The following is a 16867-nucleotide window of genomic DNA, read 5'->3' as shown; positions in this document are numbered from 1 at the left end:
GGGGGAGAACGTCCGTGGGAGAGCTGGTCGGCGAGTTGATGGCCCTGTTCGCGGACGGGTTCCTGCGCACACTGGGGGTGGCCCGTACCAAGCGCCGGCTGGCGGCCGGGCGGCCGGTCCGGATCCCCTGCTCGGCCCGCGCCGACGGCCCCGGCGGGCGGGCCGACGGCCCCGGCGGGCGGCCCGACTACGTCGCCGGGAAGCTGCGGATCACCCCCGGTGCCCCGCTCGTCGTCTTCACCGCGCGCGACCGCGACCCGCTCGAGCTGGCCGTCGGCGGCACCTTCGAGGCCCCCGAGCCGGACGTCTGGCACGACCAGGACTGGGCCGCCACCGCGTACCGGGCGCCCGGCGCCGATCACCCGGTGTACCTCCAGGTCGACAGCCGGTACCTGCCGCTGCTGCACGCCTCGCTCCTCGCCCCGGCGGTCGCGCGGGCGGTGTGATCCGCGGGGTTTCGGCATCGGGCCCCGATGCGTCAGACTGGTGTCCCGTGAGTGACTCCCCGCTGAACCCTGTGCCGACAGCCCCTGCCCGGGTGATCCTGCTCTCCGGGCCCTCCGGCTCCGGGAAGTCCTCGCTCGCCGAGCGCAGCGGCCTGCCCGTGCTCCAGCTCGACGACTTCTACAAGGACGGCGACGACCCCAGCCTGCCCCTGCTGCCCGACGGGGCGGTGGACTGGGACTCCCCGCTCTCCTGGCACCGCGACCAGGCCCTGGCGGCCATCCGCGCCCTGTGCGACACCGGCCGGGCCGAGGTGCCGGTGTACTCGATCCCGGCCAACGGGCGGGTCTCCACCAGGGTGCTGGAGCTCGACGGGGCCACCGCCTTCGTCGCCGAGGGCATCTTCGCGGCCGAGATCACGGCCGACTGCGCCGCGGCGGAGCTGCTGGGCGACGCGCTGTGCCTGCGCAACGGCGCGCTCACGACCGCCTGGTGGCGGCTGCGCCGGGATGTCCGCGAGGGCCGCAAGTCGCTGCCCGTGCTGGTGCGGCGCGGCTGGCGGCTGATGCGGGCCGAGCGGGGCATCGTCGGCCGCCAGGTCGCGCTGGGGGCGCGTCCGTGCGCCGGGGCCGAGGCCGAGCGGCGGATCCGGGCGGCGGCCCGGGCCGGGGAGCTCTCGGCGGTCTGAACGACCGCCGCCCCTCGCACGGGTGCGCCGGGCACGCGGAACGGCGAGTACTCGGAACAGCGGGCACGCGGAACAGCGGAACGGCGGAAACGCGGAACGGCGGGCCCGGTGCGTCTCCCCCGCACCGGGCCCGCCGCCTTCCCCGGACGGTCACGGCTCCCCCCTGCGCCGCCGCTCCCCCGAGCCGGCGCCGCCTGGTCCGTTTCCGTCCTGCTACCCGTCCCCCGACGGGAGTCCATTCCCGGTCGCGTTACGCGACCAGCTCGCCGAACGCCCGGATCGTGTCGCCCGAGGTGTTCAGCTGCTCGTCGTCGCGCAGCCGGCGCAGCGCGCGCCAGATGCTGCTCTTGACGGTGCCGACGCTGATGCCGAGCACGTCGGCGATCTCCGGGTCGGTCTTGCCCTCGTAGTAGCGGAGCACCAGCATGGTCCGCTGGTTCTCCGGCAGCTTGGCCAGCGCCTGCCAGAGCACGGCGCGCAGCTCGGTGCCGCCCATCGCGTCGGTGTCGCCGACCGTCTCCGGCAGCTCCTCGGTCGGGTACTCGTTGACCTTGCGGCGCCGCCAGGCGGAGATGTGCAGGTTGGTCATGGTGCGGCGGAGGTAGCCCCCCACCGCGGCCTTGTCGGTGATCCGGCCCCAGGCCCGGTAGGTGCTGAAGAGCGCGCTCTGCAGCAGGTCCTCGGCCTCGTAGCGGTCACCGGTGAGGTGGTAGGCGGTGGCGTAGAGGGAGGCGCGGCGCTCCCGCACGTACGCGGTGAACTCCGTGATGTGGTCCTCCGCGACCGCCGGGCGCTCGCCCTGCGCCGCGGTGAACGCCGCCCCGCCCGCCGTCTGCTCGGTGGTGCGGGCCGCCGCGGGGTTCAGCCGCAGCAGCGTCGCACCGGCGGCCTCGCGGCCGGCCGACTCCCCCGAGTCGGCCTTCCGCAGGCCCGTTCCCGCGATTCCCCGGTTCCCCGCCGGGGTGTCCGCGCCCTCGACGCGGACGGGGAGGATCCCCCGCAGCGTCAAGGTCGCGGCGGAGTCGGCCGTGTTCCCCCGGTGGCCGATCCCGTACAGCTCCCCCGTCCTGCCGCCGCCGCTCACCCGGCGGGCGACAGTGCTTGCACCCGTGCTGTGCGCGCACCCCCGTGCGATCACGGCACCGGAGACCTCCTCGGCCCCGGTCTCGAAACGGCTCCGGTGAGCGGTCGCTGACGAACGCGCGGTCCGGACGGCCGGGTTGGTCCGGGTCTGAAGCGTGGCGTTCATCGTGCGCCCCCTCTGGATCGGTTCGAGCGGTTCCGTCGCCGCCGTCCAGTGGGCCGATCGGCCCGCTGTCCTGCGGCGACACGGAAAATCCTGCCCGCCGGTTGTGATGGCGCTGTCCGTCGACTGTCACAGGGCTGTCACAGGCACGGGGCTTTCGTCCCTGCCGCTGTCCCGCCGTTGACGGACGCCGGTGGCGGGCGTTCCGGTTCCCGGTCGCGCGGCGGGCGGGGCGGGTGCGACCCCCGAGCGGACAGTGGGGGGTGATTCGCCGCTCCGGGTGAGCCAGAATGAGGCCGTGCCTTTCCTCCTTCTGATCGAGGACGACGACGCCATCCGCACCGGCCTCGAACTCGCCCTCACCCGCCAGGGCCACCGCGTGGCCACCGCCGCGTCCGGCGAGGACGGCCTGAGGCTCTTCAAGGAGCAGCGGCCGGACCTCATCGTGCTGGACGTCATGCTGCCCGGAATCGACGGCTTCGAAGTGTGCCGCCGGATCCGCCGCACCGACCAGCTGCCGATCGTCCTGCTGACGGCCCGGTCCGACGACATCGACGTCGTGGTCGGCCTGGAGTCAGGCGCGGACGACTACGTCGTGAAGCCGGTGCAGCCCCGCGTGCTGGACGCCCGGATCCGGGCCGTGCTGCGGCGCGGCGAGCGGGAGAGCTCGGACTCGTCCGTGTACGGGACCGTGGTGATCGACCGTGCGGCGATGACGGTCACCAAGGACGGTGCGGACCTCCAGCTCACCCCGACCGAGCTGCGGCTGCTGCTGGAGCTCAGCCGGCGGCCCGGGCAGGCGCTGTCCCGGCAGCAACTGCTGCGCCTGGTCTGGGAGCACGACTACCTGGGCGACTCCCGGCTGGTGGACGCCTGTGTGCAGCGGCTGCGGGCCAAGGTCGAGGACGTGCCCTCGGCGCCGACGCTGATCCGCACCGTGCGCGGGGTCGGCTACCGGCTGGACCCGCCGGCGTGACCGGCCCGACCGACGCACCCGCCCACCTCCGTCCGGCGCCGGCGATATCCCGCCGCGCGCGCTGACGGCCTCCGTAACGACAGGCTCCTGTGACTGACCAACAGACGACGGCCCGGTTCTCCTCCGGCCCGTGGCGCCGCCTGCGCTCGTTGCGCGTGCGGCTGATCGCGGTGTTCGCCGCGGTCGCGCTGACCACCGCCGTCTCGGCGTCCGGCATCGCGTACTGGCTCAACCGCGACGCGGTGCTGAAGCGGGCCCAGGACACCGCGCTCAACGACTTCCGGGTCTCGCTCAGCCGCAACGTGTCGAACCTGCCGCTGAACGCCACCTGCGAGGACCTGAACACGCTCGCGAGCACCGTCGCCAGCTCCGGCCTCAGTTACGACGTGGTGGTGGCCGATCCGGCGCTGCCGAACTGCGTCGCCTCGTCCAGCTCGGCGTCGTACACGATCGCCAGTGTGCCGGCCGCGCTGCGGACGGCGGTCGGCAAGCCGCGCGAGATCACCGAGTCCAACCCGTACACCTACCACCTGTACTGGCAGCGGCAGAACCTCGACGGGCGGCCGTTCGTCATCGGCGGCACCAAGGTGGTGACGACCGGCCCGACCGCGTACATGTTCAAGTCGTTGGAGAACGAGCGGGCCGACCTGAACACGCTCGGCTGGTCGCTGGCGATCGCCACCCTGCTGGCGCTGATCGGCTCGGCGCTGCTGGCGCAGGCCGCGTCGGCGACGGTGCTGCGGCCGGTCAAGCGGCTGGGCGACGCGGCCCGGCGGCTCGGCGAGGGCCATCTGGACACCCGGCTGGAGGTCGAGGGCTCGGACGAACTCGCCGACCTGGCGCGGACCTTCAACCGGACCGCGGAGTCGCTGCACGGGCAGGTCGAGGAGCTGAGCGCGCGCGAGGCGCAGAGCCGGCGGTTCGTCGCCGACATGTCGCACGAGCTGCGCACCCCGCTGACCGCGATGACCGCCGTGACGGACATCCTGGAGGACGAGGCGGAGTCGCTGGACCCGATGATCGAACCGGCCGTGCGGCTGGTGGTCAGCGAGACCCGGCGGCTCTCCGACCTGGTGGAGAACCTCATGGAGGTGACCCGCTTCGACGCCGGCACCGCCAAGCTCGTCGCCGACGAGGTGGACATCGCCGACCTGATCATGTCCTGCATCGACGGCCGGGCCTGGTACGACGCGGTGGAGGTGGACGCCCCGCGCGGCATCCTGGCGGTGGTCGACCCGCGCCGGCTGGACGTCGTCTTCGCCAACCTGATCGGCAACGCGCTGAAGCACGGCGGTTCGCCGGTGCGGGTGCGGGTGCGCGAGGAGGGGGACACCGTGGTCGTCGCGGTGTCGGACAGCGGTCCCGGCATCCCGGAGGACGTGCTGCCGCACGTCTTCGACCGCTTCTACAAGGCCGACAAGGGGCGGGCCCGCTCGGAGGGCAGCGGCCTGGGCCTGTCCATCGCGATGGCCAACGCGCAGATCCACGGGGGGTCCATCACGGCCGCGAACGGCGAGGTGGGGGCGGTGTTCACGCTGACGCTGCCGCTGACCCAGCCGCCTCCGCCGCCGTCCGCCGACACCGCCGAGGAGAGTGCCCGGTGACCCGAGGAGCGAGCCCGCTTCGGCGCCCGTTCGCCGCCGCCGCGCTGGTCGGGCTGGCCGTGCTGGCTGCCGGCTGCGGCATCCGTCCGACGGCCGTCCCGGTCGACGCGGGTGCGCCAGCCAGCCGGACCGCCTGTCCGACGGTGGCGCGGATACCCACGGCCCCGAGCACGCCGTCCGGCGCGGTCGGCGGCCCGCCGCAGGCCGCGGCGGCGCACGGCGCGCCGACACCCACCGCCGCGGCGCACCCGGCCCCGCCGGGCGGCTCGGCGTCGCCCTCGCCCTCGGTGGTGGCACCGACCGCATCGGCCGCATCGGCCGCTCCGACGGGGCCGGCGGACAACGTGTTCGGCGCGCTGCCGTCGCCGTCGGCCTCGACCACGGCGCCGCCCTGCCGGTAGGCGGGCGGTCGGCGGTTCGGGGTCCGTCGGCTTCCGGGCCGCTCGCCTCCGGGCCGGTCGCCTCCGGGCCGATCGCCTCCGGGCCGCTCGCCTCCGGGCCGCTCGGCGCAGGTGCGCGGTCAGCGGTTCGTACGGGCGGGCCGCCGGGGGAGTTCACCCGGCGGTTCCGCCCGGGTCGGGGACCCGTCCCCGGCGCGCGGCGCAAAGTTCGCACCGGGTGTGGAACCGTCACGCCGCCGGAACACGTCCTTCCCCCCGTGCAGCGAGATGGCACCAGGACACGCGGGGAGCGTGCCGACGTGCGGACCGAGACCGGACGGGCGACGGCCGTCCAGCACCATCGGCGTCGACTACGGGCGGTGGGACTGTTCGGCCTCGCCCTCCACCTGCTGCTGCTGGGCTGGCTGGTGCTGAGACCACTGCCGGTGGCCTGGGTCTACGACGCCAACCTGACGCCACTGGCCTCGCTCCGTTTCTCCTCCGCGGGCCAGTTGCTCGGCGAGCTGCTGCTGCCCGCCCCGCTCGGCGTCCTCCTCCCGCTCGCCGGCGGCCGGCTCGGGACCCCCTGGCTCCCGTCCTTCCTGCGCACCACCGGCGCCTCGGCCCTGCTGGCCACGGCACTGGAGTTCCTCTCCTCGTGGGCGCCCGGGCACGTGCTCAACGTCGACCACATACTGCTCGCCGTCGCCGGTGTCGCGGCGACCCACCTCGCCCTGGTCCCCGCCGGCCGGATCCTGCTTCTGCGGCGCGACGCGGGCCTCCAGGATCTCGGCCGCACCGCGGAGCCGGACCCCGCTCCGGCTGCGACCCCGGCCCCGACCTCTGCCTCGGCTGCGACCTCGGCCCCGACTCAGGCTCAGGCTCAGGCTCCGGACAGCGCGCCCGTCACCGTCCCGACCCCGGCCAGGGCCGCCGCCACCCCGGCCGCGCACCCCGGGCGGAAGGCCGAACCCCTGCTCAGCCTCGGTTCGCCGGGCCCCGCCCGGCGGAGCTGAGCAGCACCCGTTCCCGCGCTGCCGGGACGCGCTGCCGGTCCGCGCTACCGGTCCGCGCGGCGGACCCGGCCGCCGACCTCGACCAGCCCGTCCCCGGGGAGCCCGGTGACGAGCTGCGAGCCACGCCCCTGGGTGATCGTCAGCCCCCGGCCCAGCTCGGCCGTCAGCAGGAGCGCGGCCGCACCGGTCGCCTCGTCCTCGTCGATGCCGTCGCCCCGTCCCGGGAAGGCCCGGGCGCGGACCGTGCCCGCCGCCTCGTCCTGCCAGGCCCAGGCATAGATCCACTCACCCGGCGGCGGCACCGCCAGCCCGTCGACCTCGGCCGCCGTCGCGTACCGGCGGAGCGTGCGCGGCGGCGCCCAGGCGGCCGGAGCCGCGACCCGGGTGAACCCGCCGCCGTGCCGCACCCGGACCACGCCCGCGGCGGTGACCAGCCGGTCCACGCCCAGCAGCCAGGCGGCGCCGACACACGGGTGACCGGCGAACGGGAGGCGCAGGGTCGGGGTACGGATGTCGATCGCGCCGCGCTCCGGGTCGTCGACGAACACCGTCTCGCTGAAGCCGAGCCGTCGCGCGATCGCCTGCCGGTCCGCGTCGTCGGGCACGGCCGCGCCGTCCCGGACCACGCCCAGCGCGTTGCCGTGCGTACCGTCCGGGCCGCAGAACACGTACAGCACCTCGTGGTCGGCCATGCCGCGGTCACTCCTCGTCCGATCGGGTCCGCGCGGCGGTCGCGCGGGCCGGTTGGCATCCTCCGGCCGGGACCTGCGGGTCCGGTCGGCTCAGCGCGCCGCGGGACCGGCGGCCGGGCCCGGCGCGGGCCGGACGGCCGGAGCCGCCCCCGGCCGCGCGCCCGGACCGCCCGCCACCGGGTGCGGGCCCGCGCCCGGGCCCCCGGCGGGGAGTGGCGTCCGGGCGGCCGCCGGGCGGGTCCGCTGCCGCCGGTGCGCCACCACCAGGGTGCCGATGCCCATCGCGATCGAGGTGGCGCCGGTGATCGCCATCGGGGTGTTGGTGGACGAGCCACCGGTCGAGGCGAGGTCCACGGACGGCACCGGGGGCGCCGCCACGGTCACCGTGACCGCCGGAGCCGGGACGGCGGCCGTGCTCGGCGGCGTCTGCGTGACCTCCGAGGCCGGGACGGCCGCCGGTGTGCCGCTCGGGTCCGCGGACGGCGTGACCGCCGCCAGTCCCACCCCGGGGGCGGTACCGGTCGATGCGGGCGGTTCGGCGGCCGGGGGCGCGGCCGGGGCGGACGGCGAGCCGCCGGCCTCGGCGGACGGGGTGCTCGGCACGGCGGACGGGGACGGCGCGGCGGGGGCGGCCACGGTGATGTCGACCGCCGAGCCGGCGGCGGGCACCCCGGCGCCGGTACCGACCGCCGGCAGGCTGCTCCCGGTCGGCAGCAGCGACAGCACCCCGGCCGGGGTGTCCTGGGCGAACGCCAGCCGCACGTTCAACGTCCGGGACTCGCCGTCGCGCAGCCGCACCAGCGAGGCTTCCCGGTCACCCGTGCGCAGCGTCAGCGTCAGCCGCCCGGCGGCGCCCTGACCGCTGTCCACGGCCGGCAGCCACTCGCCGTCGGGAGCCCGGAACTCCAGCCGGACCGCCTCCGCGCCGGGCAGGGCCTTGCCCCGGAAGGTCAGTTCGGGCAGGAACGCGACGTCCTTGCCGCTCCGATTGGTGAGCGTCAGCCGGAACGGCTTCGGCTCGCCACCCGCGGTGAACGAGCCGGGCACCGCGTCCAGGCCGAGGTAGGGCACACCGGGCGCGGGGGCGGTCGTCGGCGCCCCGGTGGGGCCGGCCGCGGCGAGTGCGAACTCCCTGGGCTGACTCGCCGCTTCGGTGATCCGGGTCTCCGGCGGCAGGGTCGGGTCGGCGACCGTCGCCGTGAACCCGCCGGTGGCCCGGCCGGCGGGCGCGTCGGCCGTGGCGGCCAGGCGCAGCCGGTACGTCGCGGAGGCCCCGGCGGGCAGGCTCAGCCGGGTGGCGAAGGTGTCGAGGTTCCAGCCGGCGCCGGTACCGGCGCCGGGGGCGGGGGCGGCGGGCTTCCAGGAGGCCCCGCCGGGGGACTGGTAACCGAGCACGAGCTGGTTCTCGCGGATCCCGGCATCGACGTTCGCGACGACGAAACCGGTGGTGACGTCGACGGCGTGGTCGGCGGAGTTGCGCAGCGTGGCGGTGAACTCGGCGGCCGGACCGCCTGCGGTCAGGGTGCCGGGGAAGCCCGCGACGGTGATCGTCACCGGGCTGCGCCGCTCCTGGGTCCCGACCGGCCCCGGGGTGCCCACCCCGTTGGGGGCACCGAGGAGCGCTCCGCCGGTACCGCCGGAACGCGACAGCGCGGCCGCACCGGGGGCGGCGGTCAGGGCCGCCCCCGAGACCAGGGTGGCAGCGGCGGCGAGGGCCAGGGATCTGCGGTGCTGAATACGCACGGGGGACCTCACGGAAGGAAGGCGGGCGAACCCGACGAACCCGGCAGCAGGGCGGTTTCGCCGAGGTGGGAGGCCGCTCCGGGACTCTCACCCGGGTCGCTGCTTCGCCCCCCAACCACCAGCGACGGGCGCATCATATCCGAACGCACGGACGCTTCCTGAGCGGTTTTCAAGGGGTGGAAGGGAGGTTCTCCGGGCGGATTCGGCGATGACACCGTGACGAAATCGTGAGGACGGATGTCGTCCCGCTCCAGTACTGTCCCCACTCGTCCCCCGGCGGCCGCCCGTTCGCGTCCGCCCGACCCCGGCAACAACAGGAACCACTCGTGAACCTCGACTTCGACGTCGACCCGCTCTTCTCCTGGTACGTCGTCCTGCTGGCCGTCAGCGGCATCGCCCTGCTGGTCATCGGCGCCGTCAACCTCGGCGGCCTGAGGCTCGGCTGGCGCGCCCTCAACGTGCTCGCCGGCCTCGGCTTCACCGGCTACGCGTACTACCTCGCCTTCGTCTTCGAGGGCACCAGCTACGTGATCTTCTTCAAGGCGTTCATCCTGCCGGTGCTGCTGATAGCCAACGCGGTGAAGGCGCTGGTCACGCGCTCCCAGGCACCGGCCGCGCCGCCCGTCCCGGCCGCCTCGCCGTACCAGCACCAGGGTGCGCCGTACCCGCAGGGCGGCCAGTACCCCCAGCCGGCCGCGCCCTTCCAGGCCGCTGCCCCGGCAGCGCCCGCGTCGCCGTACCAGGCCGCGGCCCCCCTCGCCCCGGCCGCCCCGTACCAGCCGCCGTACCAGCCGCCGGCTCCGCCGCAGGGCTGATCCGTCCCCACCGGCCGGCGCCCCTCACCAGGGCGCCGGCCGGTCCCCCTTCCGTCCCCCTCGGTCCGCACTACGCTGCGCGGTGCGGCCGGGTACCGGTCGCCGACGACGAAGGGGGTGCGGACCGTGGAGACGTACGACCTGGTGATCGTGGGCGGCGGGCCCGCGGGCTGCGCGGCGGCCGTGATGGCGGCGAGCGTCGGGCTGCGGACGGCCCTGGTCGAGCGGCGCGAACCCGGCGCCACCCTGCGGCGCGTCCCGGCGGTGCAGAACGTGCTCGGCTTCGCGACCGGCACCGCCTTCGCCGACGCCGTCGCGGCGGACGTCCGACGAGTCACCGACTCCTGCGACCTCCTTCTCGGCACCCCGGCGACCGAACTGCACGCCGACGACGAGGGCGTGACCGTCCACCTCGCCGCCCCGGGCACCACCGTGCGCGGCCGGTACGCGATCGTCGCCACCGGCGTCCGCGCGGCCCGACCCGACGAGGCCGCCTGGCTCAGCTCCACCGTGGACGCCCCGCCGCCGCTCTGGGAGGCGGACGCCACGCTCCTGACCGGCCGCCGCACCCTCGTCCTCGGCGCCGACCGCCCCCTCGGCACCCTGCTGCGCGCCCACCCCGACGCCGCACTCGACCTGCTCGTCCCGCACCCGGCCGCCGACGCCTACAAGGCCGAGGAGGTCCGCGACGACCCGCGCGTCACCCTGCTGGAACTCGACGCCCTCGACCTGCGCCACTCCCCCGAAGGCCACATCACGGCGGGCGGGTTGGGCACCTTCGCCCCCGACGCGGTGTTCGTGAACCTGGGCGTCCGCCCGGCCGCCCTCCCCGGCACCCTGGCCCCCGCCGAGGACGGCTACTGCCCGCCCGACCGCCAGCACCCCCGCGTCCTCACCGCCGGCGACCTCCGCTCGGCCCGCGGCCAGCGCATCATGACCGCCACCGGCTCCGGCGCCGACGCGGCGCTGCAGGCCTACTACGCCCTCCGCCTGACGGGCTGACCGGTTGACCGGTTGACCGGTTGACCGTTGCCCGGTTGCCCGGTTGCCCGGTTGCCCGGTTGCCCGGTTGCCCGGTTGCCCGACCGTGGAGCAGGAGCAGGAAGTCGATGAGGCCGACTTCCTGCTCCACACAAGGTCTGCAGGCAGGAACGAGAGCAATCCCCTGTTCGGATGGCCACCTCCCGGTCGCGGTGCGTAACGTCACCCCCGACTTGTTCAAGACGGGGGGTCTCTCGTCGAGATTCCCGAGGAGACACTGCGGGAGGCGTTCCGTGTTCTTGGATGGTGACGCGTGGCGGGCGTATTTCGACGCCATGGAGCACGACGCCTGGCGTCTGGAGACCCTGGCCGTCTACACGATGCCGCAGGAGGAGGAAGGGATCCGTCGCTTCCTGGCCGGCGAGCCGCTGACGGCCGAGGCAACCGCTGCTTGAACGGCACGCGTCCGGGGCTACCGGGACACGGGGCGGCGCATCGGCCGAGTCCGTTCCCTTCCCGAAGTACGTGAAGGATCATGGGTGAGTGACCTTCGCCCCTGAGCAGTTGGACCGGTCGAAGGCCGATCCGGCCCGGCTGCTCCGCGATCTGCGCAAGCGAGCCGGTCTCAGCGGAGACCGGCTCGCTCGACGTTGCGGCCTCTGCTGGGCCCCTGCGTGGTGGGTGGAGCGGGGCGGCCCGGGCTGACAAGCGAAGTGGGCGGTCACGAACTATCGTCCGTGACCGCCCACTTCATGGTGCTTTTCGGGGCCGGGCCGATCAGGAGAGGTGGTCGAACCTACCGGCCTTGACCGCGATGAGGAGCGCGCGGAGCTTCTCCTCATCGAGGGCCAGGACGACACCGGGGTCGTCGGACTCCCTCAGATGACGAAGTCCCGGCCCACCGGTGGCGAGTTCAACGCAGCTGCCACCGTCGTTCGAGCCGCTGAACGATGACTTCTGCCAACGGATTTCTGGCATCGTGCGCCCTTCACGTCTGGAGCAGGTAGAGAAGATGTCGGATGAGCCCGCACGAGTCACGTGAAGACGAGAGCGCGAGGGGCGAACGGTCAGTGTCGACCGGGGGCAACGCAAGGTCACTCAGCTGATTGAACGTCCTGCGGTACGTCACGATCGAGTGCCGGTCGCCAAGATACTCGGCGCGGCTCGGGTGATCCACAACAACGGTGGAGAGATTCTCCGCCCCTGGGTCCAGCAACAGGAATTGGCCCGTATGCGGAGGCTTCTTCAACGCCGCGAACGGCAGGACCTGGATGGTCACATTGGGCAGCTCGGCCACCTCAAGCAGGTGCGCCAGCTGCGCCCTCATCACCGCGTCCCCGGGGAAGCGCAGGCGCAGAGCCGTTTCGTGAATGACGAATCGGAACTGCCGTCGCGGCAGATCGTTCAGGATGCGCTGCCGATTCATGCGGAACTCGATCGCGGCCTCCGCATCGAACCTCCGATCACGGTCAGCGCCTTCGAAGATCGCCTCGGCATACGCGGGCAACTGCAAGAGACCGGGCAGGTAGAACGTTTCGTAGTTGTCGATCAGCGCCGCGCCGTCCTCCGTCTCGGCCAGGTCGAGCGTGAGCAACGACACACGATCGGCGAACTCCGACCACCAACCCTTGCCTGTTCGCCGCCCCATGTCCGCGAGCTTGGCCCGGTAGACAGGATCTTCACAGCCGTAGGCGTCGAGCCAGATCCCCAGCCGTTCCTGATTGAGGCCGGTTCGTCCCGCCTCCGTGTGACTGACGGCCGGGCTTCTCATGCCCACAAGCGCGCCGGCCTCCGGAGCCGACAGGCCCGCCGCCATGCGAAGGCGCTGCAACTCCTCGCCGAAGCGGCGCTGCCGCTGACTGATCTCTCCCCTGAGCCCCACGGCGGTTCCTTCCCTCGCCCCACAGTGTTCCGCATCGGCTGGCGCAGTCACTACCTGCCAAGCGTCACCCACACGGGTCAACCTTGCCCTTTTGGTTGCAACACTATGACTCGCCAACCTAGCCTCGCTGTTGCGCCGGTCGCATGACTGGGCGTCAGTGACGGCTGGCCTGCAAATGAACCGCTCCTCCCCGCACCCCGGAGGTCCCCATGTGTGCCCATGTTCCGCCTGACTGGTCCGTCGTCCGTCACGAGCTGCGTGAGCTCCTCACCTCGGCCGACTGGCCGCCGGACACCGTCCACACCGCCGAACTCGCCCTGCACGAGCTGTTCGTGAACGCCTGGAAGCATGCCGGAACCCCGGCACCGCACGTCATCGTGTCCCTCTGCCCCCGCGTTCTGCGCGTCTCCGTGTGCGACGACAGCCCGGTGCTCCCCGAAGCCCGCAACCCTGCCGACCTCTACGCCTTGTCCGGGAGGGGCCTTCACCTCGTCCGGGCACTCACCGATCGCTTCGGCGCCACCAGCAACAAGCACGGCAAGGTCGTCTGGTTCGAACTGGAGCCCGCCGCATGAGCCTCGAACCCCTGGCGCCCCACGACAGGATCCTCCGCACCTACACCGAGCCCGAGGTCTCCGCCCTTCTCCGCGAACTCCACGAGCGGGGCAAGCCCTTCGGCATCCAGTGGGGTTCCGCCGCCGTCAACGGCAGCACCGTCGACGGCCGTCTCCTCGTCGACTTCGGCGACACCTCCGTCGCCACTCTCCTCAACCTCCTCACGCTCCTCCGCGAAACGGGCCGACCTGCGTGAACTTCCTCATCGGCGCCGCCTTCGTCGTCCTCCTCGCCCTCGCCTTCGCCACTGTCGTCACGGGTGTCATCACCGCCCTGAAAGTGCACGGCGAGGACGAGGAGGACCACCCCGACCACTGACCCGCTCCACTCATTGCAGCCTTGCTACTGCTCCGCCGCCACCGTGCGAGGCACCGCCGGGCCGCGGAAGGCCAGGGGGCGGCTCAGGACCAGGTTGGTCGTCGTACTCCCGAACTGCGCCAGCTCGTCGACGATCTCCTCCAGGTGCCCCATCGACGTGGTGGCGATCTTCAGCGAGTAGCAGTCGTCACCGGTCGTCCGCAGGCACTCCAGGATCTCCGAGCGCTCCTCCAGCAGCCGCCGCAGCGGCTCGTGCCGTGCCGCCGGCCCGGGGTACTTCAGCCGGACGACCGCCAGCACCGGATATCCCGTCCGCTCCAGGTCCACCTCGGCCCGGTAGCCCGTGATCACCCCCGCCGTCTCCAGCCGCCGCACCCGCTCCGTCGTGGCCGACGCGCTCAGGTTCACCCTGCGCGCCAGCTCGGCGAACGCGATCCGCCCGTCCTCCTGGAGCTCGGCCAGGATCGCCCAGTCCGTCGCGTCAAGAATCTCGGTCATGTGCCCAGATTGCCGGTGATTCCACGGCCGATCAACCCCTGAACCGGTGGATGCCTCTTCAGTCAACCCGCCTTCCGTACCTAGGCTTTCGGGCGTGAAGATCGGAGTCAACGTCCCCAACTTCGGCCCCGGCACCGACCCGGCGGCACTGCTCACCTGGGCCAGGACCGTCGAGGGCCTGGGCTTCGACCTGCTGATGGTCTCGGACCACGTCGCCATCACCCCCGACGTCGCCGTGCGCTACCCCGCCCCGTTCTACGAACCGTTCACCACCCTCGCCTGGCTCGCCGCCCACACCGACCGGGTCCGGCTCGGCACCACCGTCCTCATCGCCCCCTACCGCCACCCGCTCCTCACCGCCCGGACGGCCGCCAACCTCGACGCACTGAGCGGGCACCGCCTCGTGCTCGGCGTCGGAATCGGCTGGGCGCGGCAGGAGTTCGCCGCCCTCGGCGTTCCCTTCGAGCAGCGCGGCCGCCTCACCGACGAGCACCTGCGCCGCCTGCGCACCGCCTGGGCGGACACCGCCGACTACGGCACCCGCCGCATCCCGCTCTGGGTCGGCGGCAACAGCGACGCGGGCCTGCGCCGCGCCGTCCGCCTCGGCGACGCCTGGCACCCGCTGCGGCCCACCACACCGTGGCTGTGCGAGGCCGCGCATCGGCTGCGGGCGTACGCGGAGGAACACGCGCTCCCCGTACCGGCGTTCGCGCCCCGGATCGCCCTCAGGCTCACGCCCGCACCGGTCGCCGGACCGACCCGCCTCGCGGGCGAGGGCAGCATCGAGCAGATCTCCGCCGACCTCGCCCGGCTCCGGCTGCTGGGCGCCGACACCGTCGTCCTCGACCCCTACCACGGCGACCCGGAGCAGACCCGCGACCCGGCACCGGCCCGGGAGGCCCTCGCCGCCGTCGCAGACCTGCTGCACCTCGCACCGACCCGAACGGAACAGCCCTCATGACGCTCACCGCCGCCGACCACGCCCTGCTCCGCCGCGCCATCGCCCTCGCCGTCGAAGCCCGCACCCACGGCGACCCGCCGTTCGGCTCGCTGCTGGCCGCCCCGGACGGCACCGTGCTGGCCGAGGAGCGCAACACCACGCGCACCGACCGGGACCTCACCGCGCACCCCGAACTGAAGCTCGCCCGCTGGGCCGGACGGGAGCTGGACCTCGCCACGGCAACCCGGACGACCCTCTACACCAGTTGCGAGCCCTGCCCGATGTGCGCGGCCGCGCTCCGGCAGGCCGGCCTCGGCCGGGTCGTGTTCGCGCTCTCCGGCGAGCAGTTGCTGGGGATCCGGCCGGGGAGCGGCCTCCCGCCCGTACCGCAGGAGGGCCCGGCGCTGTTCGAGGAGGTCCGGGCCGCTGTCGAGCCGTACTACCGCTGAACCGGGCGGGTCCGGGGGCACTTTGCAAAGCCCTCCCGGGCTTTGCAAAGTGTGGAAACACTTTGCAAAGTGCACTTTGCAAAGTGCGGGGCGGGAAGTGCCGGGAGGGAAGGGCGAGGCGGAGCGGGAAGGCGGAGCGGGAGAGGCGAAGCGGGAAGGGCGAAGCGGGAAGGGCAGCAGCCGCACGCGCGACCCCCGGGCGGGTTGCCCCTGCCCCAGGGGCAGGGGCAAGAGTTGGCTCCGTGCACGAGGACTTGATCACCATCGGGGAACTCTCCACCCGCACCAGGCTCAGCCCCAAGGCGCTGCGCCTGTACGGGGACCGGGGGCTGCTGGCGCCGACCCGGGTCGACCCGCACACCGGGATCCGCCGCTACGGCCTCGCCCAGGCCGAACGGGCGCGCCGGATCGCGCTGTTGCGCGCCGTCGGCATGCCGCTGGCCCGGATCGCGGCGGTGCTCGACGCGGACGGCGACGAGCCGCCCCGGCTGCTCGACGCCTACTGGCGCGAGCAGGAGTCCGCGCACACGGCTCGCCGGGAGGCGGTGGGCTACGCCCGGGCAGTGCTGACCGGAAGGGGTTCCACCATGTACCGGATCGCGGAGCGCGAGGTACCGGAGCAGAAGGTGCTGTGCCTGCGCCGCCGTGTGACGGCCGCCGGACTCGTCGGCTTCATCGGCGAGGCCGGCGAGTCACTGCTCGCCCACCTCGAGTCGACCGACGCATGCCTGTCCGGACCGATCTTCGCCGTCTTCCACGGCCACGTGGACGAGGACTCCGACGGCCCGGTCGAAGTGTGCGCGCCGACGCTGAACACCGTCGAGCCGGTAGGCCGGATCGCCGTGAGGATCCACCCGGCGCACCGCGAGGCGTACACAGAACTGACGGCCGCAAAAAGGGACTTCGCGGCGATGGCGGCCGTCCACGACGCGGTCGGCGCCTGGGTCGCCGAGCGGGGGTACGAGCGCTGCGGCGGCAACCGGGAGGTGTACTACCCGAACTTCATGACCGCCGGACCGAACGATCACGTCTCGGACGTCACCGTCCCGTTCCGTCCGCGCGGGTAGCCGAGACGCGCCGGTTCCCCTTCCCCGCCCCCGTCAATCTCCGGGGCGACCCTGAGCGGAACCCCGAGAGCGACTACTGCCCAACGGCGACGCAGGTCAGGGACAGGATCGGCTTCCGGGCGGAGGAATCGGGCGGCCCGAGGACGGAGCATGGAGGTACGCCAGCCGGAGGGACCGGTCACCGGCGCCACCAGAGCAACGGAGTTCACCATGAGCCGCCTCGCCCGCCCCCGCCACAACCGCGTCATCGCCGGCGTCTGCGCCGGGATCGCGGAGCGCTTCGGACTCACCCCGTGGACCGTCCGGATCATCTTCCTGGTGTCCTGCCTGCTGCCCGGCCCGCAGTTCCTGATCTACCTGGCGCTCTGGCTGCTGCTCCCCCAGGAGGCGTGACACCGGAGCCCGGCGCCCCCGGGCCCCGGTGCACCTCGCCGGGGCCGGAAAGCACCCGGGTCCCGGAACGCACCGGGGCAAGCGCGGAACGGCCGAAGGGGCCGCCCACTCCTCGACGGG

22 protein-coding genes are annotated in these 16867 nt (G+C 73.7%); 16 read left to right on the top strand and 6 right to left on the bottom strand.

The features are described 5' to 3' along the window. The first annotated feature begins 14 nt into the window (after positions 1-14). Both BLU95_RS23920 and BLU95_RS23915 read left to right on the top strand, forming a co-directional pair. A complete protein-coding gene (locus tag BLU95_RS23920) occupies positions 15-446 on the top strand; it encodes a hypothetical protein (RefSeq protein ID WP_093861811.1) in 432 nt (143 codons plus the stop codon). Between the two features lie 47 nt (positions 447-493). Beyond that, the gene (locus BLU95_RS23915; protein ID WP_093861810.1) at positions 494-1132 is read left to right on the top strand and encodes an ATP-binding protein; all 639 of its coding nucleotides are present in this window, start codon (positions 494-496) and stop codon (positions 1130-1132) included. Between the two features lie 250 nt (positions 1133-1382). Here BLU95_RS23915 and BLU95_RS44305 read toward each other — a convergent pair whose 3' ends face one another. Beyond that, entirely contained in the window at positions 1383-2075 is a 693-nt protein-coding gene (locus BLU95_RS44305; protein ID WP_502689870.1) for a SigE family RNA polymerase sigma factor, read from the bottom strand. 601 nt (positions 2076-2676) lie between these two features. Here BLU95_RS44305 and BLU95_RS23900 point away from each other — a divergent pair. The 4 genes from BLU95_RS23900 to BLU95_RS23885 all read left to right on the top strand — a co-directional run bounded on the left by BLU95_RS23900 (position 2677) and on the right by BLU95_RS23885 (position 6354). Then, positions 2677-3354 carry a response regulator gene (locus tag BLU95_RS23900; RefSeq protein ID WP_045938110.1) on the top strand — a complete coding sequence of 226 codons (678 nt, stop codon included), beginning with the start codon at positions 2677-2679 and terminating at the stop codon, positions 3352-3354. 89 nt (positions 3355-3443) lie between these two features. Then, the gene (locus BLU95_RS23895; protein WP_093861809.1) at positions 3444-4958 is read left to right on the top strand and encodes an ATP-binding protein; all 1515 of its coding nucleotides are present in this window, start codon (positions 3444-3446) and stop codon (positions 4956-4958) included. Then, the gene (locus BLU95_RS23890; protein WP_093861808.1) at positions 4955-5359 is read left to right on the top strand and encodes a hypothetical protein; all 405 of its coding nucleotides are present in this window, start codon (positions 4955-4957) and stop codon (positions 5357-5359) included. Before BLU95_RS23895 ends, BLU95_RS23890 begins: the two co-directional genes overlap by 4 nt. A 359-nt stretch (positions 5360-5718) precedes the next feature. Then, positions 5719-6354 carry a VanZ family protein gene (locus BLU95_RS23885; RefSeq protein WP_093861807.1) on the top strand — a complete coding sequence of 212 codons (636 nt, stop codon included), beginning with the start codon at positions 5719-5721 and terminating at the stop codon, positions 6352-6354. 44 nt (positions 6355-6398) lie between these two features. Here BLU95_RS23885 and BLU95_RS23880 read toward each other — a convergent pair whose 3' ends face one another. Together BLU95_RS23880 and BLU95_RS23875 are read right to left on the bottom strand one after the other, a co-directional pair. Beyond that, on the bottom strand, positions 6399-7046 hold the full coding sequence (locus tag BLU95_RS23880; protein WP_093861806.1) for a PhzF family phenazine biosynthesis protein: 648 nt from the start codon (positions 7044-7046) through the stop codon (positions 6399-6401). A gap of 90 nt (positions 7047-7136) precedes the next feature. After that, positions 7137-8789 (bottom strand): hypothetical protein, encoded by a 1653-nt coding sequence (locus tag BLU95_RS23875; RefSeq protein WP_093861805.1) that lies wholly within the window; start codon positions 8787-8789, stop codon positions 7137-7139. Between the two features lie 326 nt (positions 8790-9115). Here BLU95_RS23875 and BLU95_RS43365 point away from each other — a divergent pair, with 326 nt between their 5' ends. The 3 genes from BLU95_RS43365 (at position 9116) to BLU95_RS42435 (ending at position 11040) form a co-directional block, all read left to right on the top strand. After that, positions 9116-9604: a hypothetical protein gene (locus BLU95_RS43365; protein WP_093861804.1), complete on the top strand. Its 489-nt coding sequence runs from the start codon at positions 9116-9118 to the stop codon at positions 9602-9604. Positions 9605-9730: 126 nt separating this feature from the next. After that, the gene (locus tag BLU95_RS23865; protein WP_286158578.1) at positions 9731-10606 is read left to right on the top strand and encodes an FAD-dependent oxidoreductase; all 876 of its coding nucleotides are present in this window, start codon (positions 9731-9733) and stop codon (positions 10604-10606) included. 272 nt (positions 10607-10878) lie between these two features. Beyond that, positions 10879-11040: a DUF6879 family protein gene (locus tag BLU95_RS42435; protein WP_159424980.1), complete on the top strand. Its 162-nt coding sequence runs from the start codon at positions 10879-10881 to the stop codon at positions 11038-11040. 322 nt (positions 11041-11362) lie between these two features. Here the strand turns inward: BLU95_RS42435 and BLU95_RS23860 are convergent, their stop codons facing one another. Beyond that, positions 11363-11563, bottom strand: coding sequence for a DUF397 domain-containing protein (locus tag BLU95_RS23860; RefSeq protein WP_093861802.1), 201 nt, complete (start codon positions 11561-11563; stop codon positions 11363-11365). A gap of 10 nt (positions 11564-11573) precedes the next feature. Then, complete coding sequence (locus tag BLU95_RS23855) at positions 11574-12467, bottom strand: helix-turn-helix domain-containing protein (RefSeq protein WP_093861801.1); 894 nt, start codon at positions 12465-12467, stop codon at positions 11574-11576. Positions 12468-12676: 209 nt separating this feature from the next. Here BLU95_RS23855 and BLU95_RS23850 point away from each other — a divergent pair, with 209 nt between their 5' ends. Genes BLU95_RS23850 through BLU95_RS45210 form a run of 3 tightly spaced genes read left to right on the top strand, consistent with a single transcriptional unit; the run spans position 12677 to position 13400 of the window. Continuing rightward, positions 12677-13042, top strand: coding sequence for an ATP-binding protein (locus BLU95_RS23850; RefSeq protein ID WP_093861800.1), 366 nt, complete (start codon positions 12677-12679; stop codon positions 13040-13042). Then, a complete protein-coding gene (locus tag BLU95_RS23845) occupies positions 13039-13278 on the top strand; it encodes a hypothetical protein (protein ID WP_093861799.1) in 240 nt (79 codons plus the stop codon). Before BLU95_RS23850 ends, BLU95_RS23845 begins: the two co-directional genes overlap by 4 nt. Further along, positions 13275-13400, top strand: coding sequence for a hypothetical protein (locus tag BLU95_RS45210; protein WP_286158577.1), 126 nt, complete (start codon positions 13275-13277; stop codon positions 13398-13400). Before BLU95_RS23845 ends, BLU95_RS45210 begins: the two co-directional genes overlap by 4 nt. A gap of 24 nt (positions 13401-13424) precedes the next feature. On the opposite strand, the gene BLU95_RS23840 is transcribed toward BLU95_RS45210, so the two are convergent. Then, positions 13425-13898: an Lrp/AsnC family transcriptional regulator gene (locus BLU95_RS23840; RefSeq protein WP_093861798.1), complete on the bottom strand. Its 474-nt coding sequence runs from the start codon at positions 13896-13898 to the stop codon at positions 13425-13427. 94 nt (positions 13899-13992) lie between these two features. On the opposite strand from BLU95_RS23840, the gene BLU95_RS23835 reads away from it, so the two are divergent. The 4 genes from BLU95_RS23835 (at position 13993) to BLU95_RS23820 (ending at position 16747) form a co-directional block, all read left to right on the top strand. Then, positions 13993-14859, top strand: coding sequence for an LLM class flavin-dependent oxidoreductase (locus BLU95_RS23835; protein ID WP_093861797.1), 867 nt, complete (start codon positions 13993-13995; stop codon positions 14857-14859). Then, a complete protein-coding gene (locus BLU95_RS23830; protein WP_093861796.1) occupies positions 14856-15287 on the top strand; it encodes a nucleoside deaminase in 432 nt (143 codons plus the stop codon). Before BLU95_RS23835 ends, BLU95_RS23830 begins: the two co-directional genes overlap by 4 nt. 242 nt (positions 15288-15529) lie before the next feature. Further along, a complete protein-coding gene (locus BLU95_RS23825) occupies positions 15530-16354 on the top strand; it encodes a MerR family transcriptional regulator (protein WP_159424979.1) in 825 nt (274 codons plus the stop codon). Positions 16355-16564: 210 nt separating this feature from the next. Then, entirely contained in the window at positions 16565-16747 is a 183-nt protein-coding gene (locus BLU95_RS23820) for a PspC domain-containing protein (protein WP_030393399.1), read from the top strand. Positions 16748-16867 lie beyond the last annotated feature (120 nt).

This window comes from Streptomyces sp. TLI_053 (assembly GCF_900105395.1).
Classification (GTDB): Bacteria; Actinomycetota; Actinomycetes; order Streptomycetales; family Streptomycetaceae; genus Kitasatospora.
The sequence above is the reverse complement of the archived record's forward strand: the minus strand, read 5'-3'. Positions and strand labels throughout refer to the sequence as shown.